This window comes from Streptomyces sp. NPDC090083 (assembly GCF_044747445.1).
Classification (GTDB): domain Bacteria; phylum Actinomycetota; class Actinomycetes; order Streptomycetales; family Streptomycetaceae; genus Streptomyces.
In genome coordinates this window covers 1,038,738-1,064,852 of record NZ_JBIVED010000001.1, presented here as the reverse complement: position 1 = coordinate 1,064,852, position 26,115 = coordinate 1,038,738, and the positions used below count along the sequence as shown (strand labels likewise).

At 73.0% G+C, this 26,115-nt stretch carries 24 protein-coding genes and 1 pseudogene; 16 read left to right on the top strand and 9 right to left on the bottom strand.

Features of this window, described 5'->3' with window-relative positions:
* Positions 1 to 10: 10 nt before the first annotated feature.
* Positions 11 to 1,432, bottom strand: a complete 1,422-nt coding sequence (locus ACIPTO_RS04465; RefSeq protein ID WP_366312271.1) for a hydrolase — start codon at positions 1,430 to 1,432, stop codon at positions 11 to 13.
* Positions 1,433 to 1,691: 259 nt separating this feature from the next.
* Between ACIPTO_RS04465 and ACIPTO_RS04460 the strand changes: the two genes are divergently transcribed.
* The 4 genes from ACIPTO_RS04460 to ACIPTO_RS04445 all read left to right on the top strand — a co-directional run bounded on the left by ACIPTO_RS04460 (position 1,692) and on the right by ACIPTO_RS04445 (position 4,473).
* A complete protein-coding gene (locus tag ACIPTO_RS04460) occupies positions 1,692 to 3,284 on the top strand; it encodes a phage tail sheath family protein (RefSeq protein ID WP_401189404.1) in 1,593 nt (530 codons plus the stop codon).
* Positions 3,285 to 3,362: 78 nt separating this feature from the next.
* Positions 3,363 to 3,806 (top strand): phage tail protein, encoded by a 444-nt coding sequence (locus ACIPTO_RS04455; RefSeq protein WP_266773613.1) that lies wholly within the window; start codon positions 3,363 to 3,365, stop codon positions 3,804 to 3,806.
* On the top strand, positions 3,806 to 4,318 hold the full coding sequence (locus ACIPTO_RS04450; protein WP_366312266.1) for a hypothetical protein: 513 nt from the start codon (positions 3,806 to 3,808) through the stop codon (positions 4,316 to 4,318). Before ACIPTO_RS04455 ends, ACIPTO_RS04450 begins: the two co-directional genes overlap by 1 nt.
* Complete coding sequence (locus tag ACIPTO_RS04445) at positions 4,315 to 4,473, top strand: DUF6760 family protein (RefSeq protein ID WP_200716683.1); 159 nt, start codon at positions 4,315 to 4,317, stop codon at positions 4,471 to 4,473. Before ACIPTO_RS04450 ends, ACIPTO_RS04445 begins: the two co-directional genes overlap by 4 nt.
* A gap of 1,598 nt (positions 4,474 to 6,071) precedes the next feature.
* Here the strand turns inward: ACIPTO_RS04445 and ACIPTO_RS04440 are convergent.
* The gene (locus tag ACIPTO_RS04440; protein WP_401189401.1) at positions 6,072 to 6,530 is read right to left on the bottom strand and encodes a hypothetical protein; all 459 of its coding nucleotides are present in this window, start codon (positions 6,528 to 6,530) and stop codon (positions 6,072 to 6,074) included.
* A 1,078-nt stretch (positions 6,531 to 7,608) separates the two neighbouring features.
* Here ACIPTO_RS04440 and ACIPTO_RS04435 point away from each other — a divergent pair.
* From ACIPTO_RS04435 to ACIPTO_RS04400, 8 genes are all read left to right on the top strand, one after another.
* The gene (locus ACIPTO_RS04435) at positions 7,609 to 8,067 is read left to right on the top strand and encodes an extensin (protein WP_401189399.1); all 459 of its coding nucleotides are present in this window, start codon (positions 7,609 to 7,611) and stop codon (positions 8,065 to 8,067) included.
* A 65-nt stretch (positions 8,068 to 8,132) separates the two neighbouring features.
* Positions 8,133 to 8,555 carry a phage tail protein gene (locus ACIPTO_RS04430; protein ID WP_366312260.1) on the top strand — a complete coding sequence of 141 codons (423 nt, stop codon included), beginning with the start codon at positions 8,133 to 8,135 and terminating at the stop codon, positions 8,553 to 8,555.
* Positions 8,556 to 8,573: 18 nt separating this feature from the next.
* Positions 8,574 to 9,296, top strand: coding sequence for a peptidase M23 (locus tag ACIPTO_RS04425; RefSeq protein WP_401189397.1), 723 nt, complete (start codon positions 8,574 to 8,576; stop codon positions 9,294 to 9,296).
* Positions 9,296 to 11,203, top strand: coding sequence for a VgrG-related protein (locus ACIPTO_RS04420; RefSeq protein WP_401189395.1), 1,908 nt, complete (start codon positions 9,296 to 9,298; stop codon positions 11,201 to 11,203). Before ACIPTO_RS04425 ends, ACIPTO_RS04420 begins: the two co-directional genes overlap by 1 nt.
* Positions 11,204 to 11,288: 85 nt before the next feature.
* Complete coding sequence (locus ACIPTO_RS04415) at positions 11,289 to 11,732, top strand: GPW/gp25 family protein (RefSeq protein ID WP_366312255.1); 444 nt, start codon at positions 11,289 to 11,291, stop codon at positions 11,730 to 11,732.
* 3 nt (positions 11,733 to 11,735) lie between these two features.
* Positions 11,736 to 13,694: a putative baseplate assembly protein gene (locus ACIPTO_RS04410; RefSeq protein ID WP_366312253.1), complete on the top strand. Its 1,959-nt coding sequence runs from the start codon at positions 11,736 to 11,738 to the stop codon at positions 13,692 to 13,694.
* Positions 13,695 to 13,725: 31 nt separating this feature from the next.
* On the top strand, positions 13,726 to 14,292 hold the full coding sequence (locus ACIPTO_RS04405; RefSeq protein WP_366312251.1) for a phage tail protein: 567 nt from the start codon (positions 13,726 to 13,728) through the stop codon (positions 14,290 to 14,292).
* Positions 14,289 to 15,743, top strand: coding sequence for an NADase-type glycan-binding domain-containing protein (locus ACIPTO_RS04400; RefSeq protein WP_401189392.1), 1,455 nt, complete (start codon positions 14,289 to 14,291; stop codon positions 15,741 to 15,743). Before ACIPTO_RS04405 ends, ACIPTO_RS04400 begins: the two co-directional genes overlap by 4 nt.
* 43 nt (positions 15,744 to 15,786) lie before the next feature.
* On the opposite strand, the pseudogene ACIPTO_RS04395 reads toward ACIPTO_RS04400, so the two are convergent.
* Positions 15,787 to 16,071 (bottom strand): annotated as a pseudogene (locus ACIPTO_RS04395) (cupin domain-containing protein); the annotation flags it as partial.
* Positions 16,072 to 16,280: 209 nt separating this feature from the next.
* Here ACIPTO_RS04395 and ACIPTO_RS04390 point away from each other — a divergent pair.
* Positions 16,281 to 16,895, top strand: a complete 615-nt coding sequence (locus ACIPTO_RS04390; RefSeq protein ID WP_401189390.1) for a TetR/AcrR family transcriptional regulator — start codon at positions 16,281 to 16,283, stop codon at positions 16,893 to 16,895.
* Between the two features lie 104 nt (positions 16,896 to 16,999).
* On the opposite strand, the gene ACIPTO_RS04385 is transcribed toward ACIPTO_RS04390, so the two are convergent.
* Entirely contained in the window at positions 17,000 to 18,031 is a 1,032-nt protein-coding gene (locus ACIPTO_RS04385; protein ID WP_401189388.1) for a YbhN family protein, read from the bottom strand.
* A gap of 304 nt (positions 18,032 to 18,335) precedes the next feature.
* Here ACIPTO_RS04385 and ACIPTO_RS04380 point away from each other — a divergent pair, with 304 nt between their 5' ends.
* Positions 18,336 to 19,814 (top strand): glycoside hydrolase family 3 N-terminal domain-containing protein, encoded by a 1,479-nt coding sequence (locus tag ACIPTO_RS04380; RefSeq protein WP_401189386.1) that lies wholly within the window; start codon positions 18,336 to 18,338, stop codon positions 19,812 to 19,814.
* Positions 19,815 to 19,844: 30 nt separating this feature from the next.
* Here the strand turns inward: ACIPTO_RS04380 and ACIPTO_RS04375 are convergent, their stop codons facing one another.
* A complete protein-coding gene (locus ACIPTO_RS04375; protein WP_401189385.1) occupies positions 19,845 to 19,967 on the bottom strand; it encodes a hypothetical protein in 123 nt (40 codons plus the stop codon).
* Between the two features lie 8 nt (positions 19,968 to 19,975).
* On the opposite strand from ACIPTO_RS04375, the gene ACIPTO_RS04370 reads away from it, so the two are divergent.
* Entirely contained in the window at positions 19,976 to 20,974 is a 999-nt protein-coding gene (locus ACIPTO_RS04370; RefSeq protein WP_401189383.1) for an N-acetylglucosamine kinase, read from the top strand.
* Positions 20,975 to 21,037: 63 nt separating this feature from the next.
* Here the strand turns inward: ACIPTO_RS04370 and ACIPTO_RS04365 are convergent, their stop codons facing one another.
* On the bottom strand, positions 21,038 to 21,922 hold the full coding sequence (locus tag ACIPTO_RS04365; protein ID WP_366312239.1) for a MurR/RpiR family transcriptional regulator: 885 nt from the start codon (positions 21,920 to 21,922) through the stop codon (positions 21,038 to 21,040).
* Positions 21,923 to 22,040: 118 nt separating this feature from the next.
* On the opposite strand from ACIPTO_RS04365, the gene ACIPTO_RS04360 reads away from it, so the two are divergent.
* Entirely contained in the window at positions 22,041 to 22,805 is a 765-nt protein-coding gene (locus ACIPTO_RS04360; RefSeq protein ID WP_401189381.1) for a sugar isomerase domain-containing protein, read from the top strand.
* A 207-nt stretch (positions 22,806 to 23,012) separates the two neighbouring features.
* Here the strand turns inward: ACIPTO_RS04360 and ACIPTO_RS04355 are convergent, their stop codons facing one another.
* The 3 genes from ACIPTO_RS04355 to ACIPTO_RS04345 are packed head-to-tail and all read right to left on the bottom strand — an operon-like array spanning position 23,013 to position 26,112.
* Positions 23,013 to 24,110, bottom strand: coding sequence for a class I SAM-dependent methyltransferase (locus ACIPTO_RS04355; RefSeq protein ID WP_401189380.1), 1,098 nt, complete (start codon positions 24,108 to 24,110; stop codon positions 23,013 to 23,015).
* Positions 24,107 to 25,306, bottom strand: coding sequence for a glycosyltransferase (locus tag ACIPTO_RS04350; protein ID WP_401189378.1), 1,200 nt, complete (start codon positions 25,304 to 25,306; stop codon positions 24,107 to 24,109). The genes ACIPTO_RS04355 and ACIPTO_RS04350 overlap by 4 nt, the downstream gene beginning before the upstream one ends.
* Entirely contained in the window at positions 25,303 to 26,112 is an 810-nt protein-coding gene (locus tag ACIPTO_RS04345) for an alpha/beta fold hydrolase (RefSeq protein ID WP_401189376.1), read from the bottom strand. The genes ACIPTO_RS04350 and ACIPTO_RS04345 overlap by 4 nt, the downstream gene beginning before the upstream one ends.
* Positions 26,113 to 26,115 lie beyond the last annotated feature (3 nt).

Below are 26,115 nucleotides of genomic sequence, written 5' to 3'. Positions count from 1 at the left end.
CCCCGGCGGGCTACACCGTGAACTTGACGGCCACCAGCCAGCGGGAGTTGTCGAGCGTGCCGCCGAAGATGAACTTGGGGCGCGCGTCCGTGCACCCCTGACCGCCCCAGTCCCAGCCGGTGTTGCGGGCCGTCTCGCAGACCTGGCCGCTGCCGATGTTGATGGCGAAGCCCGTCATGTACGGGGCGTCCTTCTTCGAGCTGCCGACGTAGTTGTCCTTGCTGTCGGCGATGATCGCCGACCACTGCGGTTCCCAGTGGCCGTTGCCGTCGGTCGAGTCGGGGTTGTGGATGAAGGCGTTGGCGGCCGAGCCGAGGGAACCCGACACCGCGATGTTCAGGGCCGTGATCTTCTTCGCGTCGTCGACCGTGCCGGTCGCGGCCCCGTCGCACACCGCGTCCGTCCAGCCGTCGCCCGCGATGAACGCGCGATAGCAGATGTGCCGCCCCGCGTCCTTCGCGGCCAGCTTCCGTACCGCGGTCGCCGCCGTCGCCGGTTTGGGCTTGGGCTTGGCGGACTCCTCCGAACCACCGCCTCCGCCGCCGCCCACCGCGGCGGCCGTCGAGGTCTCGGCCGCCGGCGGGGGAGCGGCGGCCGTCGCGACGGGCGGCGGCGGCACGCTGGCCGTCGGGGAGGGAGCGGGCGCGAGCGTGCTGACCCCCGCGTCCTTCAGCTGCTCGGTGGCGGTCGTCCGCACCTGCGGCTTGTACGCGATCCACAGCATGAGGAAGGTGAGGGCGAGCGCGGTGAAGACACCGAGGAAGGTCGCCAGCCAGCGCGGCAGGAACCCGCGCTGGAGGTAAGTCCCCTCCACCGGAAGGGGGTTGGCTCCGGACCGCAGCACGTTCAGCGTGTACGGCCGCTGCTCCTTCGGCCCGAACCAGATGATCTTCCGCGGCTTCAGCGACGCCTTGACGAACGCCGCCCGGCCCGGCTCGATCTGCACATTGCCCGGATGGATGTCGTACGACAGCTGGTCGCCGTTGTCGCTGCCGGTGATCGACGCCGTCAGCCTGGTGTTGCCGAGGTTGTCCACGGCGAGCTGCGGCCGGCCCCGGAAACGCCCCTTGACCGTCGGCGGCACCAGCTCCGCCCGCACCTCCGTGAACGGGGTGATGGTCAGATTGCCCTCGGGGACGGTGACCGCCTCCGGGTGCTCGGTCGGCGTGATCCGCACGGCGTACGGGTTCGGGCCCGCCGTCGCGTCCGGGGTGCGCGGCGGCGTGAACGTCAGGTCGACCGTGCCCGTCGTACCCGGATAGAGCCGCAGCGTCTGCGGCTCCACGGCGGTCCAGGGCGCGATGCCCCCGACCGGCTCGAAGCGGTACTCGTCCACGACGTCGCCGGTGTTGCGCAGCCGCAGCCGCACACGGGTACTGCCACCGGGATCGACGGTCGCGGACGCGGGCTCCAGGGAGGTCCACAGACTCATGGGCCGACGCTACGACGCATGGTGAGGGTGCGTCAGGAGTCGCCGGGGCAAGAGCGGTTGCCCAAAAGGGCCGCCCGCCAAACCCGCACCTGCCCCGCGACGACGGCGTCCGCCGCAGCGTGCCGCCCCTTCCGGGCGCCGGACTGCCCCTGAGGGCAAGAAAGTTGCCCCAAGGCAGGCACTCGGGGACGTTTCGGCGGCCGGGTCGCGCGCGTGACGCTTGAGGGCATCCTGTCTCGTACCCCGAGGAGAGCAGAGCATGCCGTCCTACCTGTCGCCCGGCGTCTATGTCGAGGAGGTGGCCAGCGGCTCGCGCCCGATCGAGGGGGTGGGCACCTCGGTGGCGGCCTTCGTGGGCCTGGCCCCGACCGGCCCGCTGAACGAGCCGACCCTGGTGACCAACTGGACGCAGTACGTCGCTGCCTTCGGTGAGTTCACCGACGGCTACTACCTCGCCCACTCGGTCTACGGCTTCTTCAACAACGGCGGTTCGGCCGCCTACGTCGTCCGCGTCGGCGGCACCGGCGAAGGCACCGCAGGGGAGACCAAGTCCCCCTCCGCGGTGACCGGTTCGGCCCCGCCGGCCGCGCTGACCGCGGGCGAGCCGGCCCAGCTCGGCACGTTCGCCGTGACCGCCCTGGCGCCCGGCGACCTGAGCGTCGAGGTGACCGACGCCGAGGGCGAGGGACCGGCCGAACGGTTCCGCCTGGTCGTCAAGGACGCCGGCAAGGACGTCGAGAGCTTCGACGTGACCGCCAAGAAGGGCGGCCGCAACTACGTCGTCACCCAGGTCAAGGAGCGCTCCAAGCTCATCTCCGTGGCCGAGACCGCGCCCGCCGCGCAGTTGGCCCGCCCGGAGAACCAGACGGTCGCCCTCACCGCGCCCGCCGCCGCCCCGGCCGCACCCGCCGTACCCGGCAAGGGAGATGACACCGCGTCACATCCCGGCCCGGCCACCTACCTCGGCGACTCCGCCGACCGCACCGGCTTCGGCGGCCTGGAGGCCGTCGACGAGATCTCCATGGTCGCGGTGCCCGACCTGATGGCCGCCTACCAGCGCGGCGCGATCGACCTGGAGGCCGTCAAGGCGGTCCAGCTCGGCCTGATCGCGCACTGCGAGCTGATGGGCGACCGGGTCGCCGTCATCGACCCGCCGCCGAGCCTGAACGCCCAGCAGATCCGCGGCTGGCGGCAGGACACGGCCGGCTACGACTCCAAGTACGCGGCCCTGTACTACCCGTGGATCAAGACCTTCGACCCGTCCAGCGGACAGTCCCGGCTGATTCCGCCGAGCGGCCACATCGCCGGCGTCTGGGCCCGCAACGACTCCGAGCGCGGCGTGCACAAGGCGCCCGCCAACGAGGTCGTACGCGGCGCGGTCGACCTGGAGACCCAGATCACCCGCGGCGAGCAGGACCTGCTCAACCCCATCGGCGTCAACTGCATCCGCGCCTTCCCGGGCCGCGGCATCCGCGTCTGGGGCGCCCGCACCATGTCCTCCGACCCGGCCTGGCGCTACCTCAACATCCGCCGGTACTTCAACTACCTGGAGGAGTCGATCCTGATCGGCACCCAGTGGGTGGTGTTCGAGCCGAACGACCACGCCCTGTGGGCCCGGATCCGGCGCAACATCTCGGCCTTCCTGGTCAACGAGTGGCGCAGCGGTGCCCTGTTCGGCCAGCGGCCGGAGGAGGCGTACTACGTCAAGTGCGACGAGGAGACCAACCCGCCGGAGTCGGTCGACGTCGGCCGGGTCGTCTGCGAGATCGGCATCGCGCCGGTCAAGCCGGCCGAGTTCGTGATCTTCCGGCTGGCCCAGTTCTCCAGCGGCAGCGGGGAGCTGGAGGAGTAGACGGGCCAGAGCCCGCCGCGGCTCCCGGTCGTCATCTCCCCAGGTCGTCTTCACCACCCCTAGAAGGACAGCGAATTCATGAGTCTCCAGCCGGGTGACGCCCTCACCTCACACAATTTCGGCCTGCAGATCGACGGCGTGATGGTCGAGTACCTCGCGGAGGTCAGCGGCCTCAGCATCGAGCAGGACGTCATCACCTACCAGCAGAACACCCCCAACGGCCAGAACGTGGTCAAGAACCTGCCGGGCGTGAAGAAGAACGGCACCTGCACGGTGGTCCGCGGCATGACCCAGTCCGCCTCGTTCACCCAGTGGATCAACGAGTCGATCTCCGGTCAGATGACCACCGCGCGCAAGAACGCGTCGATCATCATGATGGACTTCCAGAACAACCCGGTGAAGCGCTACCACCTGCGCAACGCCTGGTGCAGCAAGATCGACGCGAGCACGGTGAAGGCCGGCGAGGCCGCCGCCCTCACCGAGTCCGTGACCATCGTGTTCGAAGAACTGGTCATCGAATAATGCGCCGTTCGGGGGCTGCGGCGACGGTGCCGCCGGGTGCGGTCGCGACCGGCGCGGGCGCGGAGACGGCGGCCGTGGTGGGGGCCGGTCCGGTACCGGCTCCGGCCGCCGCCGCGGCGCCCGCACCGGCCGTCCGGCAGACGCTGCGGACCGAGTTCCCCTTCCAGCTGCCGCGCGGCTATGTCGACGAGTCCGGAACGGTCCACCAGGACGGTGTGATGCGACTGGCCACCGCACGCGACGAGTTGGTGCCGCTGCGGGACGTCCGCGTCCAGGAGAACCCGGCGTATCTGTCGGTGGTGCTGCTCGGCCGGGTGATCACCCGGCTGGGCACCGTCCCCATGGTCCACGACGGGATCGTGGAGAACATGTTCGCCTCCGACCTCGCCTTCCTCCAGGACTTCTACCGCCAGATCAACGCGGAAGGCCACACCCGGGCGACCGTTCAGTGCCCGCACTGCGCGGAGCCCTTCGAAGTGGAGCTCGGCGGGAGCCGCCTGGGGGAATCGTGACGTACGCGACCGACCGGCTGCACGAGGAGATCGCGTACGTCGCCTACCACTTCCACTGGAGCCTGGAGGACATCCTGGACCTCGAACACCACGACCGCCGCCGCTACACCGGCGAGATCGCGTCCCTGGTGACGCGGGCCGGGGCGGAGGGCTGACGCGTGGGGTTCTTGGACCGGTTGCGGGGACGGGCGCAGGGGCGGGAACCCTGGCCGGGCGAGGAGTCCGTCACCGGTGCGGACGTCGATGCCGGCGCCGGTGCGGGCACGGGCGCGGGCGGCGGTTCCGGCTTCGGTTCCGATGGGCCTGCGGTGGCCGTGGCCGCCTGGCCGGGGCTGCCGCCGATCCAGCGTGCCTCCGCCGCGCGGGGTACCGGAGTCGCCGACTCCGGGTTCGGCGCGCGGCTGCCCACGTGGCAGAACCCGTCGTTCACGGGGACCGGGTTCCGCTCGGTGCTCGACGCGGAACGGAGTGCCGGGATCGGGGGCTCGTCCGTGCCGCCGCCGTCTGCGGCACCGGCGCGCGCGGTATCGAGCCTTGGGCTGCCTGCGGGCGAACTCCCTGTGGCCGGACGGCCGTTGACCGCGCAGCAGGCGCCGGTCGTGCCCTTGCGGGCCAGTGGGAGTGCGGGGCCGGGGTCGGCTCCGGTCGTGCGGCGCGGGGGTTCCGGGTCCGTCGTGCAGCGGGCGGTGCGCCCTGTGGGTGCTGGGGCGGTACCAGCGGCCGATGCGGCCGAATCCGCTGGTGCCGTGGGTCCCGTTTCCGGGATCAGGGTCAGCGCGGTGACGTCGGAGCCGCCTCGGCCGAGGCCGGGGTCTGGATCGGGATCGGGATCGTTGACACGGTCGGGTTCCGTTGTCGCCGGGGTGCAGCGGCGGCTCGTCGCCCGGCCGAACTCCGGTGCTGCCCAGGGTGGTTCGGGGCAGGGTGCGGGTGGCGGCGCGAGTGGTGGACCCACGGTCGCGTCAACTGACGGGAACCGTGCGGAAGGTGAGCCGGCGGGGGCCGGTGAGGGTCCTCCGGCCGCGCCGTCGCCCGTCGCCCCTGCCGGTGCTCCGCTGACGGGCGTTACGCATGGCTCCACGGGAACTCCGCCTGCCGGGCCGGTCGTACAACGGCGATCGGTGACCGACGAGAGGCGAGCGCAGCCTCTTTCGGCTCAGCCCGCGACACAGCGGGCGGTGCCGAAGTCACTTTCGGCACCTGGTAGTTACGCACCCGCACTTCCCGGCGCACCCGAGCCGGAGAGCCGCCCCGGCGTACAGGGCGGCGAGCCTCCCGTCTCCGGTGACAGGACGGACGGCGTGCAGCGGGCGGTCGGCACGCCGTCGAGGCCGCACTCCGCGCAGCCGTCGGCCGAGTCGCCGTCCACGGTGAATCCCGTCCCCGCGCGGCCGACGACATCCGACACCTCCCGTGAAAGCGGCGCGGCCCGGTCGCAGTCCGCCGCACCGGACCTCCCTACCCGGACCGCCGACCCCCAGAAGAGCCCAACCCCCGCTCCTACGGCCCCTGCCGCACCCCAGATCCAACGCAGCGCCGCCCGACGCCCGCCCCGCGTACCTCTCGGTGCCCCCCTCACCACGCGCCCCGGCGAGACGCGGCAGGCCTCCACGCCGGTGCCCTCCGCGCGGGGCGGCATGCCCAACGCGGCTTCCCCGCAGGGCGGTTCGCTCCCCGCGCCGACAGCGGGCTCGCCGACAGCGGGCGGTCAGGCAGCGAGCGGTCAGGCAGCGAGCGGGCGGGCAGCGAGCGGTCAGGCAGCGGGTGCGCCGACATCCGCCCCGGCCACGCCCTCGCAGGCCTCCGGCTCTCCGACTCCGGCGCCCCCTGCCCGACGCCGTTCACCCCTGGGCGCCCCGGTCACCGCGATGCCTGCGGACGCGAGGCCCCTCGCCGGTGCCTCGGCGCCGCCGGACCGCGCTGGGCGTCGTACGGAACCGGGTGCGAGCCCGGTCCCGGGCGAGCCGCCGACGATCCAACGGAGCGTCGCCCGCAGCGCGCCTTCGCCGAGCCCGCTCACGCCCCCGGCCGCCCCGTACTCGCCGGGTGCGCCCGCGACCTCCGCGCACCCGACGGCCCCGTACCCGACCACCGCGCAGCCGCTGCCCACCCACCCGGCCGACGAGCACCTGCCCGCCGCGTCGCCCACGACGGTGCAACGGTCTGCGGCGACCCCGCCCACGGTTCCGTCATCGTCCGCGTATCCGACCACCGGGCATCCTCCCGCCGCGACCCCTGCCACCGGGCCCGAGCACCGAGCCGCCGCGGTGCAACGGTCCGCGGCGCAACCGTCCGCCGTGCACACGGCTGAGGGACACCGTCCCGCCGCCCGGTCGGCGACGGAGGGACGGCCCAGCGTCCGCCCGGCCACGGTTCAGCCTCCTGCCGAGCGTCCGGCCACCGAGCACGCGCCCGTCGCGCCCTCGGTCACGATGGAACGGTCCACCACCCGCCCCGCCACGGCCGAGTCGCCTGTCACGCGCCCGCCCGCCGTGTCGCCGACCGCGGTGCAACGCTCGGCCCTGCCCTCGACCGCAGCGCAGCCGCCTGTCACCGACCTGGCCACCGAGCAGGCGTCCACGGCGCTCCCCGCCCCTGTGCAACGGTCTGCCGCGCACCGGTCCACCTCGCAGCCGTCCGCCGCGCGCCCGGCCGACGAACATCGGCCCGCCGCGCCCTCGGTCACGGTGGAACGGCCCGGCGCCGGCCCCGCCCTGGCTGAGCCGCAGGCCACCCACCCGACCACCACGCTCCCGGCCAACGAGCACCAGCCGACCGGTTCGCCGGCCACGGCGGAACGGTTCAACGCGCCCCCAGCCACGGTTCAGCGATCCACCGAGCCTCTGTCCGCCGCGTACCCGCCCACCTCACCGCCGTCCACGGTGCAGCGCTCCTCCGCGCTCCCAACAGCCGTTCCCACACACGCCGTTCACGCCACGACCGCGCTTCCGCTCACCCCGTACCCGACCACCGCGCACCCACCAGGCACGCCCCGAACCGCCACAGGCCCCGCCACTCCCACGGCACAGACCGCCCCCGCGATGACGACGCCCCTCACCGCCACGACTCCCGGCGATGCCACGCCCCCGCCCGCTGCCGTGCCCCCGTCCAGCGCCTCGCTCCCGCGCCCCACCCCACCCCGAGCGCAACCCCTCACCACCCGGTCGCCCCTCGCCCCCGTACAACGTCACCCCCGTACGGCGCCTCTCACCCCCGCCGTCCGGACCACCCCATCCACCCAGGCCGCTCCCGCCACCCCCAACTCCCCATCGGCGAGCCCCACTCTGCCCGTGGCCCCCGTGACCCTCCCCACCATCCAGCGCAGCACCTACTCCTCCACGTCCCCCCTCCCCACGGTCCAGCGCAACGCCACCCCCGCCACGAACCCCGCCCCCCTGAACCACTCCCTCCCCACCTTCGCCAAAGCCCCGGCCGTCTCCGCGCCCTCCACGGTCGTCGCCCCCGCGACCCACCGCTCCACCTCGCCCCCGCCGTACACGCCTCCCACCTCCACCCCGCCTCCGGACCCGCCCCCTCCCTACTCCCCGCCGACGGCGTCCGCGCCCGGCACCCCGCCCCCGCCCGGCTACGAGGCCGTCCCCGCGGGCCAGTTCGACCCCCGTGACCTCACCGACTTCCAGCTCGACGAACTCGTGCACCGGATCATCGGCCGTATCACCCGGCTGATCCGCACGGAACTGCGCCTGGACCGCGAACGGATCGGCAAGCTCCGCGACCCCCGCCACTGACCGGAACCGGAACCGCACCGCGTCCCTTCAGCCCCTCCGCGCAACGAGAGAAAGGCCCACCTCCGATGTCCCGCCTCGACCCGGGCTCCACCATCTGGTTCACCCTCAGCATCGACGGCGAGAGCCTCGGCTACTTCAACGGGTGCGACGGGCTGTCGTCGACGGTGGAGGTCGAGCACCGGCAGGAGGGCGGCAACAACGGCTTCGTGTGGCAACTCCCCACCCGTGTCACCTTCTCCACCATCCGGCTGACCCGCCCGCTGACCCCGGACACCGCGAAGGTCGCCAAGTGGATCTCCTCCGTGCAGACCGGGATCAGACGGCCCACCGGGCAGATCGCGGCGCTGCGCGCGGACGGTTCGGAGGTCGCGCACTGGGGGCTGATCGACGTGCTGCCGGTGAGTTGGCAGGGGCCCTCCCTCGACCCGGCGGGGCCGGCGGTCGCCACGGAGGTCCTGGAGATCGCGCACCACGGATTCACGGACTGAGCGGGGCGGAGACCGACCATGGCCAGCAACAGCAGGGGCGCCGGCAAGAGCCTTGTCCGCGCCAGTCTCGCCATTCACGAGCCGCCGGTGGGAGGCAGCACCACGCCGGGCGGACTCATCAAGACGTTCGCCTTCGACTTCAACCCCGCGCAGCTCTCGCTCACCCGCCGCGCGCAGTGGAAGACCACCCCCGCGCAGATCGAACGCGACGGCTCCCTACCGGAGTTCATGGGATCGGAGCCCCGCCAGATGAGCGTGGAGATCTTCCTCGACTCCTCCGACGAACCGACCAGCAGCTCGGTGCTGAAGAAGGTCGAGTCGCTCCTCGCGTGCTGCGACGTGACCACCAAGTCCATTGCCGCCAAGCAGCCTTCACCGCCGTGGGTGGTGTTCCAGTGGGGGTCGTTCGCCACGGCCCGCTTCACTGCGTACGTCTCCTCCGTCGAAGCCGCCTACTCCCTCTTCGGGACCACGGGCGTGCCCATCCGCGCCACCTGCCGGCTGCAACTGCACGAGATTCCGAGCAACACCAAGGGCCAGAACCCGACGTCGGGCGCGCTCACCGCGCAGCGCGTCCACCGGGTGGTGGCGGGGGACTCGCTGCAGTCGCTGGCCTGGCGGGAGTACGGCGACTCGTCCGCGTGGCGCGCGATAGCCGAGGCCAACGGCATCGACGACCCGACCAAGCTCTCCAACGGTGTCGAACTCGTGCTGCCCGCCGCCGAGGAGGTGCGTTCCTGATGGTGAAGTCCGCGTTCTCCAACATCGTCGAGGTGAAGATCGGCGGCGCCAAACTCCCCTCGGAGTACGCCCGTTCGCTCGTCGACAGCTACGTCGACCAGGGCGTCGGCGTCCCGGCCGCGTTCCGGCTCACCTTCCGCGACCCCTACCGGCAGCTCCTCGGCAAGCTCGGCGTCACCTTCGGCACGAAGGTCGTCATCGCGCCGGTCGCCGACGGACAGGGCGCCTCCGATCCGCTGCTCACCGGTGAGGTCACGGGACTTGAGGCCGACTACGACGGCACCGGCACCTTCACCGTCGTCCGCGGCTACGACCTCGGGCACCGGCTGCTGCGCCAGCGCAGGGTCGCCGCCTACCGCAACCAGAGCGCGTCCGACATCGCCCGCAAACTGGCCGCCCAGGACGGCGTGCCGATCGGGAGCATCACCTCGACGCGGACGGTCTACGAGTTCATCTCCCAGTCCAACGTGTCGGACTGGGACTTCCTCGCCCGGCTCGCCGACGAGAACGAGATGGTGATGTCCGTCGACGCGGACGGCAGGTTCCAGTTCGTGGAGCCGAAGCCGTCCTCCGGCGCTCCCTCGCCCGAGACCGACGGCGACAAGAGCCCGTTCGTGCTCCAGGCCGGGCACGACATCCTGCGGCTGCGGGCCGCCGTGACCGCCGCGGACCAGGTCGGCACCGTCGAGGCGCGCGGCTGGGACGTCACCACGAAGAAGAAGCTCACCGCCACCTCGCCCGGCGACTCGAACCCGGCGATCGGCATCGGCACCACGCCGGGCGCCGCGGCCGGCAAGTTCAAGACGGCCAAGCTGGTCGAGACGGGCACGCCCTACGACAAGCAGACCGAGGTGAAGTTCGCCGCCGCCGCGCTCGCCGACGATGTGACGTCCTCCTTCGCCGAGCTGGAGGTCGTCGCCCGCGGAAATCCCAAGCTGCGCCCGGGAGTTCCGGTCGCGCTCGCGGATGTCGGCACGCCGTTCGAGGGCAAGTACACGGCCACCTCCGTACGGCACGTGTTCGGTGACGGCAAGCACTACGAGACGTGGGTGACGGTCAGCGGACGGCAGTGGCGTTCGCTGTACGGGCTCACCTCGGGCGGCTCGGAGACCGCGCCCCGGCTGCCCGGTGTCGCCAACGCCCTTGTCACGGACGTCAACGACCCGCTGAAGCAGGGGCGGGTGCGGCTGCAGTTCCCGTGGCTGGACGACACCTACGTCAGCGACTGGACGCGAACCGTCCAGTGGGGCGGGCTCGGCGGAGGCGGCATCTTCCCCATGGACGTCAACGACGAAGTGCTGGTCGCCTTCGACCGCGGGGCACTTGACCACCCCTTCGTGATCGGCGGGCTCTACAACGGCAAGGACAAGCCGACCGTGGTGGGCGATGTGCCGTTGCACGACGCCGTGCGGAAGAAGGCGAGCCGGCACACCGTCTCCGACCGGGACGGCAACCGGATGGACCTGCTCAGCCAGAAGACCGGCGGCCGCAAGCAGGGGGTCCGACTGGCCTCGGGGGACAAGCAGTTGACCATCACCCTGGACCGCACCAACACCGAGATCGTCGTGGACAGCAAGGGCGAGGTCACCATCAAGGGCAGCCGCTCGGTGTCCGTCGAGGCCGGTACCGACCTCACTCTCACCGCCCGGCGCAGCCTCTCCATCAAGAGCGGCGGGCCGCTGAACATCGAGGGCCGGGGGCTGGTCAACGTCAAGTCGACCACCGGCGCGGTCACGGTGGACGCGATGGGCGCCCTCACCATGAAGGCGCTCGGCAACGCGATGCTCACCGGCGGCGCCAGCGTGCAGATCAACTCCATCGCCAACGTGGGCATTCGCGCCGTGACCGTGCCGATCATGGGCGTGGTCACGCTCAACGGCCTGGTCCCGATGGTGATTCCGGCATGAGCCGCGCGACGGACCAGGACACGGGCAGCGCGGCGGGCCGGCACGTGCATGCCCCAACGGGCGGAGAAAAGGCGGGTGTTGCCTGATGGCCGAACAGTTCGTGGGCTCCGGCTGGTCGTTCCCGCTGCGCATCGGGCCGACCGGCGGCATCGCACTGGTCAGCGGCGAGCGCGAGGTCGAGGAGGCGATCCGGCTCGTCCTGTCCACGGCACCGGGCGAGCGGCCGATGCGGCCCGACTTCGGCTGCGCGATCCACGACCTGGTGTTCGCGCCGGTCAACGAGCAGACCGCGGGCCGCATCCAGCACGAGGTGCACGTCAGCCTCGACCGCTGGGAACCCCGTATCGAGGTCGACGACGTCGAGGTCACCGCGGGCGCCGAACAGAGCGTGCTGTACATCGACGTCCGCTACTCGATCCGCGGCACCAACAACCCGCGCAGCCTCGTCTTCCCCTTCTACGTCATCCCGTCCCACGACGAGCCGGACACCTCCGGCACGCCCGGCACGGCTGCTGAAAGCGACAACTGACCGATGGCCCTGCCCTCCCCGAACCTCGACGACCGCCGCTTCCAGCAGTTCGTCGACGACGCCAAGCGCTACATCCAGCAGCGCGCCCCGGAGTGGACCGACCACAACGTCTCCGACCCCGGCGTCACCCTCGTCGAGACGGTCGCCCACATGGCCGACCAGATCGTCTACCGCCTCAACCGGGTACCGGACAAGAACCACCTGGCCTTCCTCGACCTGGTCGGCATCACGCTCTTCCCGCCGTCCGCGGCCCGCACCGACGTCACGTTCTGGCTGTCGGCGCCCCAGGAGGAAGCGGTCCACGTGCCGTCGGGCACCGAGGTCGCGACCATGCGCACGGAGGGCGAGGAGGCGGTCGTCTTCGCCACCGAAGGCGAACTCACCGTCGTCTCCAGCGCGTTGAGGCATCTGGTCGTCCAGCACCGGGGCAAGCAGGTCGTCGACCGCACCCACGACCTCGCCGAGGGCAACCACGTCATGTGCTTCGCCGAATCGCCCGACCCCGGCGACTCGATGCTGTTCGGCCTCACCGCCGCCGTCCCGCACTGCGCCCTCGCCCTCGAACTCGACAGCCGTGTCGACGGAGTCGGCGTGGACCCGCGTCAGCCGCCCCTGGTGTGGGAGGCGTGGACCGCCGACGGCTGGCAGGCCTGCGAGGTGGACCGCGACGGCACCGGCGGCCTCAACCGGCCCGGCGCGGTCGTCCTGCACGTCCCCGCCGGCCACACCCTGTCCCGCAACGGCGGCCAGGAAGCGGGCTGGCTGCGCTGCCGCGTCACCGAGCCCCACCCCGACCAGCCCTTCTACACCACCTCGCCGACCGTCCGCTCCGCCGAGGCCTTCACCATCGGCGGCACCACCACCGTCGTCCACGCCGACACCGTCCACGACGAGGCCCTCGGCGAGTCCACCGGCCTCCCCGGGCAGCGGCTCCGCCTCGCCCACACGCCGGTCGTCGGCGACGCCGTACCCCTCCTCCTCCAGACCGCCGAGCACGACGGCTGGACGGACTGGCAGGTCGTCCCGCACTTCGCCGCCTCCGGCCCCGACGACCGCCACATCACCCTCGACGCGGCCACCGGCGAACTCGCCTTCGGCCCGGCCGTCCGCGAACCCGACGGCTCCCTGCGGCAGTACGGCATGGTCGCCCCCAAGGGCGCGGTGATCCGTGCCCGCCGCTACCGCACCGGCGGCGGCCGGGCCGGCAACGTGGCACGCGGCGCGGTGCAGATCCTGCGCAGCTCCATCCCGTACGTCTCCGAGGTCGTCAACCGCGAGGCCGCACGCGGGGGAGTGGACGGCGAGACCGTCCAGGAGGCCAAGACCCGCGCGCCGATCACCCTGCGCGCCCAGGAACGCGCCGTCACCCTCCGGGACTACGAGGAACTCTCCCGCCGGGCCGCCCCCGAGACCGCGCGCATCACCTGCCTGGAGGGCGACGAGGAGGAGCACGGGGCCTACGCGGTACGGGTGTTGGTCGTCCCGCAGGCCGTGCCCGACCCCGGTGGACGGCTGCGCTTCGAGCAACTGGTGCCCGGGGACGCCCTGTTGGACCGCATCACCCGGCATCTCGACGAACGGCGGCTGATCGGAACCCGGTTGGCGGTCGGCCCGCCGTTCTACCAGGGCGTCACCGTCGTCGCCACGGTCCACGCGTTCCGGGGCGTCGACACCGACCGGGTGCGCCGTCAGGCCCACGACGCGCTGTACCGCCATCTCGACCCGCTCGTCGGCGGAGCGGACGGCAAGGGCTGGCCGTTCGGGCGGCCCGTGCAGTCCGGGGAGGTGTTCGCGGTGCTCCAGCGCGTGCCCGGCGTCGAGCTGGTGGACGAGGTCGTACTGCACCCGGCCGACCCGCTCACCGGCAAGCGCGGCGACCCCACCGACCGGATCGACCTGGAGCGGCCGTCGCTGGTGTTCTCCTTCGACCACCGGGTCCGCGTGATCGGAGACGGCGCGTGAACATCTTCGACTCCTGCTGGGGAGGCTTGCGTTGAGAGGATCAGTGGACGGGCTCGGCTCGTCCGCGCCGATCGGCGCCATGCTGCCCGCCGTGTTCGCCGACGACGACCTCGCTCAGCGGTTCGTCGCCGGGCTCGACGAGGTCGTGGCGCCGATCCTGAGTGTGCTGGACTGCCTGGACACCTACTTCCGGCCGTCGCTCGCACCGCTCGACTTCGTTCAGTGGCTGGGGAGTTGGGTCGGCGCCGAGACCGACGGGACCGAGCCGGAGGCGCGGTTGCGGGCCGCCGTGGCGGCTGCCACGTATCTGCACCGCATCCGCGGCACCCGGCGCGGACTGGCCGAGGCCGTCCGGCTCGCGTTCGGTGCCGAACCGGAGATCACCGAGAGCGGCGCCGCCGACTGGAGCGCCCGCCCGCTCGGCCCGGTACCCGGCGAACGCACCCCCCGGCTCCACGTCCAACTGCGACTGCCCGCGCCGACCACCCTGGACACGCACCGCCTGGACGCCCTCGTGGCGGCCGCCCGCCCCGCCCACATGCCGTACACGGTGCAGGTCACCGCCGCCGTACCCGCCGAAAGGAACCCCGAGAGATGACGACCACCCAGAGCTGCGCCGAATGCGGAACCCGCGCGGAACCGGGCCAGTCGTTCTGCGACGCCTGCGGTGCCGTCCTGAGCTGGACGGACCGCGCGGGCGCCCGCACCGGAGCCCCTGCCGAGCGCGCCGAGGCGGCCGGCGGAGCCCCGGCCGCCGGCGGCGAGCCGGGCCGTGACGCCTTCTCCCCGTCCGGCGGCGCTGGCCTCCCGCACGCCAACCGCCCGCAGACACAGGCCAGGTCGGCCGACGAGGACCCGGCGGCCCGCCTCGACGCCCTGTCCCTGCGCCTGGACGCGCTGGCCGCGGGCGACTCCCACGAACCGGTCGGCGCGGCCACCCGCCAGGATTCGGCGCACGGCGACGCGTCCGCGAACGGCGCCACGATCCCGCTCACGTCCGGGAGTCCCACGACCCACCCCGCGCCCTACAGCACCGCGAACCCGGCCCCGCTCCCGGCCGCCCCCGCGCCCGACCCGAGGGCAGCTGTCCACACCCCCGCCACGACCGACACCGCCCCCACCGCACCGGTCCCCGCCGCCCCGGAACCGGAGTCCGAGGCCGAGCGTGCCCGGCGTCTCCTCGTCCCGGTCAACGACCCGGAGCCCCGCCAGGCACCGACCGTCGCGCCGGTGCTGCCCGGCCGCCCGGTCGCCGCGCGCCCCCAGTCCGTCCGGGCGCCCGGTGTCGACACCGGCGCCGTCGGCGGCATCCCGTGCCCCTGGTGCGCGACGGCCAACCGGCCCGACCGGCACTACTGCACCCGCTGCGCGATGCCCATGGCCGGCGAGGAGCGCACCCCCGGCCGACTGCCCTGGTGGCGGCGGCTCCTCGCCTACCGCACCGGCGAGATCCCGTGGGCGGGGGACCGGCCCCGGCTGCGCCGTACCTTCGACCGGATACTGACCTGGGTGGGCGCGGCGATCGTGCTGACCCTGCTGATCGTGCTCGCCGTGAACATCCCGCGGGGCGTCCAGGCGGCCAAGGACCACTTCGCCAAGCGGGCCCCGGTCTCGCCCGACCGCGTCACCGCGTCCCGGTCCTACCCGGGGCACAAGCCCGAGCTGGCGTTCGACAAGCTGAACAACACCTGGTGGGGGCCGGGGGTGAGCCAGTCCGGCGAGGGCCAGTGGCTGGAGGCGCGGTTCGACGAGCCGACCCGGCTGCTGGACGTGCTGATCACCCCGGGGGTCTCCACCCGTCCCGACCAGCTCGGCCAGTCGGCGCTCCCGCACCGGATCGAGGCCGAGATCACCACGGCCGACGGCAAGAAGACCGAGCGTCAACTGACCCTCGACCAGGGGGCGGGCGCCCAGCGCCGCGCCTTCCCGGTCGGCAAGGTCGTCGCCGTCCGCTTCACCGTCGAGTCGGCCTACGGGATCTCCGGGAAGAAGCAAGTGGCCATCGCCGAGATCGAGTTCTTCGGTCCGTCGAGCGGGGGCGGCTCCTGACGGACGGGACCCGGCGGCCACGGTCCCCTCGACTCGGCCTGGTTCAGGCGAAGTCGGTCGAGGGGACCGTGGCGTACCGGCTCATCACCTCGATCGTCGACCCGGCGTCGAGTTCCCGGCCGCCCGCGATCATGTCCCGCAGGTCACGGAAGTACCGCACGTACAGGTCGGGCGTGAAGGTGTTGATCATCACCGCGGGTTCGTCGCCGGGGTTGGCGAAGGTGTGCGGGGCGCCCGGCGGGATCATCGCGAGGGTGCCGGCCGGGGCGATGTGCACGGTCTCGCCGATGGTGAAGCGCACGGTGCCCGAGACGACGTAGAAGCCCTCGCCGGTCACCTCATTCAGCACCTCATTCGTCATCTCGTTCGTCACCTCGCTCGTCGCCGACTCCCCTCAGTTCGCGGCACGTTGTGGCCCTCCGGACCCCTAGGCCCGCACCTCTCGTCGTGCAAGTGGACTCTCATGACGAGAGTGTGGCGTGATAAAGTCGGCGGGACGGACGCCGACGACGAACGGGTACGGGGAGTGACGCACCGATGGCGACAGCGCAGACGGACACGGGCCGCAGCAACCAGAAGAAGCGCACCCGTACGGCGATCGTCGAAGCGGCCCGCGGCCTGATCGGCTCCGGCGGCGAGGTGACCATGCCCGAGGTCGCCCGCGCCGCCCTGGTCTCCGAGGCCACCGCGTACCGCTACTTCCCCGACCTGCCGTCCCTGATCGGCGAGGCCCTCGCGGGCGTCTGGCCCGACCCGATCGACGCGCTCGCCCCGGTCGCCGACTCCCGCGATCCGGTCGAACGGATCGCGTTCGCCTGCGAGTTCCTCCTCCGCGGCATACTGGCCCGCCAGGGCGGGGTGCGCGCGATGATGTCCGCGACGATCGTCCGCCCCGACACGGCGAACATGAGACCCGGCATCCGCTTCGGCCTCATCGACCACGCCCTCTCCCCCCTCGCGGCCACCCTTGGGACGACCGACCCGGACGCGCTCACCCAGCTCAAGCGGAGCCTCGCGGTGGTCATGGGCGCGGACGCCCTGTTCACCCTCACCGACCTGCTGGGCCTCTCCCCGGACGAGGCCGTCGCCAGCGCGGTCCGCACGGCGACGACCCTGACCGAGGCGGCCGTGCGGACGGCGGCGGAGTCCTGACACCGCGGTAGGGCCTCGCGAGGTGGAGCGGTCAGCTCGGACGTGCCATCAGACGTGCAACAGGCCCCTGCGCAAAGGGACTTCGACCTACCGGGGATTTCCGGTCACAGCACCTTCCGGTGCGCCAGTGCCGACAGCATCAGGGCTCCCGGCAGCAACGGCACCCACACCGTCAGGACCCGGTAGCCGATGACGCTCGCCGTGGCCAGTTCCATGGGCGCGCCGAACGCGACCATCGTGAACACGGTCGCCGCGTCCACCGGACCGATCCCGCCGGGGGCCGGCACCGCGCCGACCGCCGTGCTCGCGGCGAGGAACGCGAGGACGACCTGCGGCCAGGACAGCGGCATGCCGAGCGAGGCGCCGACCGCGAAGATCACGGTCGCCTGAAGCACCGGCGCGGCGGCGGCCCCGCCCCACAGGGCGAGAACACGGCTGGGCATGGTGTGCAGCTGCCGTACGTCGGTCAGGGCGGTCCGGAAGCAGCGCAGGACCGGGCGGCGCAGGGGGCGTACGACGGCCAGGAGCAGGGCGGCCGTGACGAACGCGGCGCCGAGGCCTCCGAAGGCGAGGACCAACGACCAGCCCTGGGGCACAAGTTGGCCGGAGCGCAGGATCTCGGGGAAGGACACCAGGAACACGAGCAGGACGAGCGTCTTCGCGATCGGTCTGACCAGGGAGTACAGGGCGAGCGAGGCGGTCGCGCGGGCGAGGGGGATGCCGCGGCCCTGGAGGAAGCGCAGCGTGACGGCGTGGGCGCCGATGCTGGCCGGAAGGGCGTGGTTGGCGGCACCGGCGGCGAACTGCGAGGCGATCAGCAGACCGGTCGGCAGCCGTTCCGGCACGGCACCCTGGCGGACCAGGGCGGCGGTGCCCCAGCCGAGGCAGGTGAAGAAGAACGCGGCCAGCAGCCACCAGGGGTCGGCGGAGGCGAGCCTGGTCGCGCCGTCGTACATGGCACGCCAGTCGACCGCCGCCCACACCGCGATCAGCAGCAGGGGCAGCAGGGTCAGCACCTTGGTGATGAGGCGTGCCGCGGACGGGAGCCGGAAGGGGGCGGGGGCAGGGGTGGGAGCGGGGCCGGCGGTGGAGGCGGGGAGCGGCCCGGGGATGTCTTCGAGCGGAAGCAGGGACACGAGGCGAAACGTTCCCCTCCGGTATGACGCCGCGGTGTCCGGAAGCGGAAGGCGCGCGGGCGGGTGGGCGACGCGGACGGCATACATGGCGTGAACGGCACGGTGGTCGCGGCGTGCGATGCGGGTGGGGCGTGGGGGAACACGCACCCGCACCACCTGTCCCGGCCCCGGGCCAGTCCTCTGTGTCATCCCCGCGCCGGGCCCGCGCCACTCCAGATCACCCGAGTTCATTCCAGTTCATTGCCTGAATCAACAATCCATCACTTTGTTGACTTCCGGCTTGTCGAACCATTTGAATTTCGTTATGACCCACGCCGAGCGTCCGTCCGCCGCCGCAGCCACCCTCCCCGTCGACCTCGACGAGGCGGCCCACCGCTGTCTGGTCGCCGGGTTCGACGGCACGACGGCCGTCCCGCACCCGCTCAAGCGGCTCATCGACCGCGGCCTCGGCGGGGTCATCCTCTTCACCCGCAACGTGCGCGACGCCGAACAGGTCCGCCGCCTCACCGACGAACTCCGCTCCATCCGCCCCGACCTGCTCGTCGCCATCGACAACGAGGGCGGCGGAACAGGCCACTTGGTGCGGGCCGACGCCCCGGAGGTCCCCGATTCCTACGCCCTCGGAGTCGCCGACGACCCGGCCCTGACCGCCCGTTGCGCCGACGCCCTCGCCGGCCATCTCGCCACGCTCGGCATCACCGCCTCCTACGCCCCCGTCGCCGACCTCCAGCACGAGCCGCGCAACCCGATCGTGCGCACCCGCTCCTTCGGCGCCGACCCCGTCCTGGCCGCCCGCCATCTGCGCGCCTGGATCGACGCCACCGACGCCCGCGGCGTCGCCTCGTGCGCCAAGCACTTCCCCGGCCACGGCGGCACCGTCACCGACAGCCACCACGGCATCGCGGTCGACGCGAGGCCCTACGACCGGCTCCTCGTCGACCTCGCCCCGTTCCGCGCCGCCATCGACGCGGGCGTGCCGATGCTGATGAGCGCCCACGTCGTCTTCCCGGCCCTCGACGCCAATCGCCCCGCCACCCTGAGCCGGCGCATCCTCGGCGATCTGCTCCGCCTCGAACTCGGCTTCGAAGGCGTCCTGGTGAGCGACGCCCTGGAGATGAAGGCCATCGCCGACGCGTACGGCGAGGCCGCCGGTGCCAGGATCGCCCTCGCCGCCGGAGCGGACCAAGTCATCGTCGCCGTACCGGACTTGGAGGTCACCCTGGCCTGCCGGGACGCCGTCCTCGACGCGCTGCACTCCGGCGCGCTGCCCGAGGAGCGGGTACGGGAGGCGGCCGGTCGTGTACGGCGGCTCGCCGAGCGGTACGCGACCCCGCGCCGGATGACCGCCCCCTGGGACGCGGACGCCGGCCTCGAAGCGGCCCGCCGCGCTGTACGCACCCGGGCCCTGCCCGCGCCGGTGCGCGGCGCCCACGTCGTCGACCTGTTCCCGGCCCCGCACCCCGCCCTCGACCGGCGCGGCGAGGACCTCCTCACCGAACTCCGTGCCTTCGACCCCGAGGCCACCGGCACGGCGCTCAGCGCCGAGCCGACGGACGAGGCCGCCCTCGTGGAGGGGATCGCGCGGACGGGCGCCCCGCTGGTCGTCGCCACCTCCGACGCCGGTCTGCACCCCTGGCAGGCCCGGCTGCGCGACACGCTGGCGGCCCGGCGGCCCGACGCCCTCCTGGTCGACACCGGCCTGCCGGAGGGCGGCGCCCTCTGCTCCTACAGGCGGGGAAAGGTCAACCTGCGTGCCGTCGCCGAGGTGTTGGCGGGCGCGTGAGCGCCGGACGCGGGACGGCCGCGCCGTTTGTCACTCCGGCCGTACGGCTTCCCTGAAGCCCCGCGCCGCCACGTACCCCGCGTCCGCCGCCCGTTCGACCGGCACCACCGCGGGCCGGAGTCCTTCCGTGCGCAGCCGCGTCCACTCCACCATGGTCAGCGATGAGCAATGATGTGAACCAGGAATGGGTGATCGGCCTCGACGCCGGAGGCACCCGCACCCGCGCCGTCCTCGCCACCGCCGAGGACGGCCGTCCCCTCGGCGAGGGCGCGGCCGGTCCCGGCAACGCCCTGACCGTGCCGGTCCCGCGCCTCACCGACCACCTGGCCGAGGCGATCGGCCAGGCCGTCCCCGAGGCGATGCGCTCCCGGGTGGTCGCCGTGTCCGGCGGCTTCGCGGGCGCCACGGCCGCCTCCACCGAGGATCCGGGACACGTCAACGCCCGCACCGCCCTCACGGCCGCGCTGCGGCGCCTCGGCGTCCCCACCGACCGGCTCCGCGTCTGCAGCGACATCGAGGCGGCCTTCGCCTCCGCCCCCGGCACCCCGGCCGACGGCCTCGCCCTGGTCGCCGGCACCGGAGCGGTCGCCCTGCGCATCACCGGCCGTCGCACCACGACCAGCGTCGACGGCGACGGCTGGCTCCTCGGTGACGACGGCAGCGGCTTCTGGATCGGCCGGAGCGCGGTACGCGCGGCCCTCCGCATGGCGGACGGGCGCGGCCCTGCGACCGTGCTGGCCAGGTCCGTCGGACAGGCGCTCGGAGTGCCGGCCGGCGAACTGCCCGGCGCCACCGACTGGACCCGCGCCCACCGCGAGGCCTACCGCATGCACGTCCTCCCCGCCGTCATGGCCGAACCCCCCGTCCGCCTGGCCCGGTTCGCCCCGCTGGTCGTCGCGGCGGCCGGGGACAAGGACCCCGTGGCGGAGGGCATCCTCGACGAGGCGGCGGAGCAACTGGCCGCCACCGTGCGGGCGTTGGGGCCGGACCCGGGCGAACGCATCGTCGCCACCGGCGGCCTGCTCGGTCCCCAGGGCCCGTTGACGGCCCGCCTCACCGCCCGCCTCCGCACCCTCGGTCTCACCCTCGACTGGGTACCGGACGGCTGCCGGGGCGCGGTCGCCCTCGCTCGCCTCGCCCACCACGGGGACGGCCGATGACCGACCCCACCGCCTCCCTCGACAGCCGGGTCCGCGGCCTCCTCGCCCGCCTGACCCCTGGGATCACCGGCCCCTGCGCTGCTTGGCCGTGTGCTCCCCGGCGATGTGGTCGGTCAGGGCGAGTGAGGCGCTCGCGCGCTGGTAGGAGAGCTGCGCGATGCGGACGTAGAGACAGTCGATGAGGACCAGGACGGAGTGGCGGGCGCCGATGATGCCGGTGGGGAAACTCGTCGCGGAGGACGAGGAGATGAGCCGGATGTCGGCGGCGCGGGCCAGCGGGGAGCGCGGGTCGGAGGTGAGCGCGACGGTGGTGGCGCCGCGCTCCTTGGCCAGTTCGAAGGGTTCGATGGTCTCGCGCGTCGAACCGGACTGGGAGATGCCGATCGCGACGTCCGCCGGGGTGAGCAGGGCGGCGGAGGTGGTGGCCGCGTGCACCTCGGTCCAGCCGCGCACCGCGCAGCCGATGCGGAACAGCCGGGTCTCGGTCTCCTGGGCGACGGCCCCGCTGCCGCCGATGCCGTAGACGTCGATCCGCCGCGCGCGGGCGGCGGCGGTGGCCGCGCGCTCCACCGCGTCGAGGTCGATCCGGTCGATCGTCTGCTGGACCGCTCGGAGGTCCGCGCTGCCCACGACCTGCACGACCCGTTCGAGATCGTCGTCCGGGGAGATGTCCGGGCCGATCTCGGCGGTGCCCCAGTCGGAGACCTCTCCCCGGCCGCGCTCCTGGGCCAGCTCGATCAGCAGGTGCTGGTACGAGTCGAGGCCGACCGCCCGGCAGAACCGGGTCACCGTGGCCTGCGAGGTGCCGGTGCGGCGGCCGAGTTCGGCGGCCGAGCAGTGGGTGACGGCGGCGGGGTCCTCCAGGATCAGTTCGCCGACCTTCCGCAGTGAGCCGGCCAGCCGGGGCAGCTCGGTGCGGATGAGGGCGGTGACGTCTGTCGGGGGCATGGGGAGAAGGTATCAGCCACCCCACAGGCCATCGGTTGAATACCAGGACCGCATATGGTTTATTGATTCATTGATCAAGAAGAAGAAGGTGGTTTGATCCACCGGTGGGGAGAGTCGCGTGTCCGCCGAGTCCGTGAGCGCCGAGACCTTCGCGCGCGAGAGCCTGGCCGTCCTCCGGCACATCACCGAGTCCAGCCGCGACACCGTGTCCCGCGCCGCCGAACTGATCGCGGACTGCGTCCGCACCGACGGCGTCGTCCAGGCCTTCGGCACCGGCCACTCCCAGGCCATGGTCCTCGAACTCGCCGGCCGCGCCGGGGGCCTGGTCCCCACCAACCGCCTCAGCATCGCCGACCTCGTCCTCTACGGCGGCGACGCCCCGAGCGTCCTCGACGACCCGCTGCTGGAGCGCCGGGCCGGGATCGCCGACCGCCTCTACGACCTCGCCGCGCCCCGCCCCGAGGATCTCTTCGTGATCATCTCCAACTCCGGTGTGAACAAGGTGATCGTGGAGATGGCCCTGCGGGTGAAGGAGCGCGGCCACCGGCTGCTGGCCATCACCTCGCTCGCCCACACCCGGGCCGTCCCCGCCGGTCACCCGAGCGGCAGGAAGCTCGCCGACCTCGCCGACGTCGTCCTCGACAACGCGGCCCCACCCGGCGACGCCCTCCTCGAACTCCCCGCCGGGGGTGCCGTGTGCGCCCTGTCCACGCTCACCGGCGCGATGCTCGTCCAGCTCACGGTCGCGGAGGCGGCGGCGCGGCTGATCGCCTCGGGAGACCGGCCGCCCGTGTACGTCTCGGCCAACGTGCCCGGCGGCTTCGAGGGCAACCTCGAACTGGAGAAGCGGTACGCGGGGCGAATCCGCCGTACCGCGAGCTGAGCCGGACCCTCGTGGGCGAGCGGCCGGAGCCCCCGGAACCGGGCCGCGGCTGCTCGCCGTCGCCACGCCCCCCGTCACGCCCACCGCCTTGGAGCGGAAGCCGGACGAGAATTGATGGAATCACCGAGTGATGCTAGACGCGGTGAATGCATCATTCAATGGGGGGACGGCCGGTACTCGGCCGGCCGGGTCCCGGAGCAAGGGGGCTCAGTCCCGTCGCGCCACCAGCCGGTAGGCGTTCGACACGCCCAGCCGGTGCGACAGCCGCTTCACGGCGAACCGGTCCAGGAGCGTGCCGAGGAGCAGTGCCGGGATGCCCGCGATCAGCACCGCCGCACGGCCCGCACGGGCCAGCCCGGTCGGCGGTCCCGGCAGCCACGGAAGGTCGTCGCGCGGAGCGGCCGTGTCCAGGGCCAGCCAGGTGCCGGCCAGCAGGTCGACCGGGTCGTGGGGTTCCGCGTGCTGCTCGGCCACGACCGTGAAGCCCAGGTCGGCCAGACGGCGGCGCAGGTTCCCGACCGGGATGAAGTGCAGGTGCTGCGGCTGGAGCCACGGCAGCCACCAGCGGCCGAGCAGCCGGGAGTAGCGGCTGTCGGGGTCCGGGACCTCGATCAGGAGGTGGCCGCCGGGACGCACGGCCCGGTGGGCGGCGGCCAGTTCGCGCTCCGGCTCGGTGCTGTGCTCCAGGTAGTGGAACATGCTGACGACGTCGTAGTGGCCCGCGAGATCCGGGGCCAGCTCCGGGAAGCTGCCCCGGTATCCGCGCTCCACCCGGCCCGCCCGCTCGGCGAGTTCGGCGCCGTCCGTGAAGTCGAGGCCGTCGAAGGTGGTGTCGGGGTAGACCGTGCGGGCCGACTCGCAGAAGTGGCCGTGGCCCGTTCCGACGTCCAGCCAGTTCTTCGGATCCGGCGCGTGCGGGAGCAGTGACTGCGCGCGCTGCTCGTACATCTTGGTACGGGCCGCGAACGTGTTGCCCAACTGCTTCTCGCCCAGGCCGTCGTAGAAGTCCCGGTAGTAGAACTCCAGCCCGGCCGGGCTCAGTCGGGGGTTCTGGAAGGTGTGCCGGCAGTCCTCGCACTGGTCCAACTCGAAGGTGCCCGGCTTGTGTTGGATCAGGTCCCTGGTGCGCAGCCTGGTGCGGAGCCGGGACGAGTCGCACCAGGGGCAGGTCTCGCGCCGGGGTTCGAAGAACCGGTCCACACCCTCGGCCAGGTCGGCCTGGTAGACGGGGCGCAGTGCGGCGACCTGTTCGGCGCGGCTCGGGGGCGTGGTCCGCCGCTCGTCGCTCACGGGCTCGTTGCTCACTGGTCCTCCTCGGGGGACGCGCCGGCCGCCAGCCGCTCCAGATGGTCCGCCGCCGTACGGGTGCCGCCGGCCGCGCGGAACGCCGTACGGACGCGGTCGGCGGCGGCGCGGTACGCGGGTTCGTGGAGTACGGCGTCCAGGGCCGCGCCGAGTCGGGTGGCCGTCACCCGGCCGAAGCGGACCCGGACTCCCGCACCGGCGCCGGTGACTTGGGCGGCCACGACGGGCTGGTCGTCGCGGATCGGGGCGACGACGAGCGGGACGCCGTGCCAGAGGGCCTCGCAGACCGTGTTGTGCCCGGCGTGGCAGACGACCGCGTCGACCCGTTCCAGAAGCGGGAGTTGGGGGACGGACGGGAGGACCAGCAGGTCCTTGTCCGGTCCGTCGGGTGAGCCCAGGGTCCGGCCCGGATCGACAACGACTGCCTGGGCGGTGTCGGTCCGGGCCCGCAGCGCCGTCACGCACTCGGTGAGGAAGCGCGCTCCCACGTCCGTGTTGGCGGTGCCGAGGCTCACCAGAACCGTGGCGCGGGACGGGTCCAGCCAGTCCCAGGGGAAGTCGGGCGTGGCCGGACGCGCGGCGATCGACGGGCCGACCCAGCGGATCGGAACCCCCGGCGGGCCCTCGGTCCCCGCGAGTTCGGGGGTGCTGAACGCCAGTACCAGGTGCGGGGAGAAGCGCGGGTCGGCGCTGCCCGTCGGGTCGCCGATGCCTGCCCGCAGCTCGCCGAGCAGCCCGTCGAGCCACTCCCCGACCTTGGGCATACCGGCCAGCGGGTCGGTGAACTCGGCCGTCGTGGTCGCCGAGGTCGCCCAGGGCACCCCCAGCCGCTCGGCCACCAGCCCACCGGCCAGGGCCTGTTGGTCGGCGACGACCACGTCGGGCCGGAACTCCGTCACGGCCGTCCCGACCCCCGGCGCCATCTCCACGGCCAGCGGCGCCAGGAAGCGTTCCCACAGGAACTTCAGCGCCTCCGGACCACGGATGTCCGCCGGGCGCGCGCCGGCCTGGTCACCCGGCACCGGACCGGCGCACGTGAACACGGTCGCGGCCTCGTCCGCGAGCCGCCGCACGAGTGCGGGGTCCGCGCACGCCCACGCCGACTCGTGGCCACGGGCGGTCAGTTCGGCGGCCACGGCGGCGGCCGGGTTGATGTGGCCCACCAACGGCGGGACGACGAACAGGAACCGGCTCACCGAGCCGCCGCCGCGGGCGTACTCGCCTGGATCAGGGACAGGACGTGGCCGCCGACCGTGCCCGCCGCCTCGACCAGCACGGAGTGCTCATGGCCGGGGACGACGACGGTCCGGCAGTCCGGCAGCGTGGACTCCAGCCACGGTGCGAGCAGGGCGAGGTCCGAGTCGCCGCCGTAGATGCCGAGCACCGGACAGCGCACCGCACGTATCTGACGATCCGTCAGCACCCGGCTGGCCGGGATGTCCTGGGAGAGGGAGGTCTCGCGGGCCAGGCGGGCGGCGCCCTTCGCGAGGCGGGCGGTGTTGTGGCCGCGGTGCGCGCTGATCCAGGCGATCGCGTCGTCCTCGTTGTGCGCCAGCTCGTGCAGCACACGGTCCAGGATGCCGCCGAGCTTCGGCGCCCAGGCCGTGGTCGCCGGTTCCGACTCGATCAGGGAGACACTGGCGGCCCGCTCCGGACGGCGGGCCGCGTAGCCGAACGCGACCGTCCCGCCGTAGGAGTTGCCGACCAGATGGACCGGTCCCGTCACCTCCAGGCGGTCGAGCAGCGCCTCCAGGTCGTCGATGTTGTCGTCGAGGGTGTAGCCCGTGGCCGGCCGCCCGCTGCGGCCGTGCCCGCGCAGGTCGTACATCACGACGTCGATGCCGGCCAGCGCGAACGGCGGCGCGACGGTGAAGTAGTAGCTGGCCAGGCTGTCGGTGAGCAGACCGTGCACGAGCACCGCCGTGGCGGTGACCGGACGGCCGTCGGGCGGGCCCATCCGCTGGACGTGCAGCCGGAGTTGACCGGTGTCGACCATCGCCATGGG

Excerpts from the sequence above, each read along its gene's own strand:
- ACIPTO_RS04465 (WP_366312271.1), bottom strand. The coding sequence starts at position 1,432 with ATGAGTCTGTGGACCTCCCTGGAGCCCGCGTCCGCGACCGTCGATCCC.
- ACIPTO_RS04460 (WP_401189404.1), top strand. The coding sequence starts at position 1,692 with ATGCCGTCCTACCTGTCGCCCGGCGTCTATGTCGAGGAGGTGGCCAGC.
- ACIPTO_RS04455 (WP_266773613.1), top strand. The coding sequence starts at position 3,363 with ATGAGTCTCCAGCCGGGTGACGCCCTCACCTCACACAATTTCGGCCTG.
- ACIPTO_RS04450 (WP_366312266.1), top strand. The coding sequence starts at position 3,806 with ATGCGCCGTTCGGGGGCTGCGGCGACGGTGCCGCCGGGTGCGGTCGCG.
- ACIPTO_RS04430 (WP_366312260.1), top strand. The coding sequence starts at position 8,133 with ATGTCCCGCCTCGACCCGGGCTCCACCATCTGGTTCACCCTCAGCATC.
- ACIPTO_RS04425 (WP_401189397.1), top strand. The coding sequence starts at position 8,574 with ATGGCCAGCAACAGCAGGGGCGCCGGCAAGAGCCTTGTCCGCGCCAGT.
- ACIPTO_RS04420 (WP_401189395.1), top strand. The coding sequence starts at position 9,296 with ATGGTGAAGTCCGCGTTCTCCAACATCGTCGAGGTGAAGATCGGCGGC.
- ACIPTO_RS04415 (WP_366312255.1), top strand. The coding sequence starts at position 11,289 with ATGGCCGAACAGTTCGTGGGCTCCGGCTGGTCGTTCCCGCTGCGCATC.
- ACIPTO_RS04410 (WP_366312253.1), top strand. The coding sequence starts at position 11,736 with ATGGCCCTGCCCTCCCCGAACCTCGACGACCGCCGCTTCCAGCAGTTC.
- ACIPTO_RS04400 (WP_401189392.1), top strand. The coding sequence starts at position 14,289 with ATGACGACCACCCAGAGCTGCGCCGAATGCGGAACCCGCGCGGAACCG.
- ACIPTO_RS04390 (WP_401189390.1), top strand. The coding sequence starts at position 16,281 with ATGGCGACAGCGCAGACGGACACGGGCCGCAGCAACCAGAAGAAGCGC.
- ACIPTO_RS04380 (WP_401189386.1), top strand. The coding sequence starts at position 18,336 with ATGACCCACGCCGAGCGTCCGTCCGCCGCCGCAGCCACCCTCCCCGTC.
- ACIPTO_RS04375 (WP_401189385.1), bottom strand. The coding sequence starts at position 19,967 with ATGGTGGAGTGGACGCGGCTGCGCACGGAAGGACTCCGGCCCGCGGTG.
- ACIPTO_RS04370 (WP_401189383.1), top strand. The coding sequence starts at position 19,976 with ATGAGCAATGATGTGAACCAGGAATGGGTGATCGGCCTCGACGCCGGA.
- ACIPTO_RS04365 (WP_366312239.1), bottom strand. The coding sequence starts at position 21,922 with ATGCCCCCGACAGACGTCACCGCCCTCATCCGCACCGAGCTGCCCCGG.
- ACIPTO_RS04345 (WP_401189376.1), bottom strand. The coding sequence starts at position 26,112 with ATGGCGATGGTCGACACCGGTCAACTCCGGCTGCACGTCCAGCGGATG.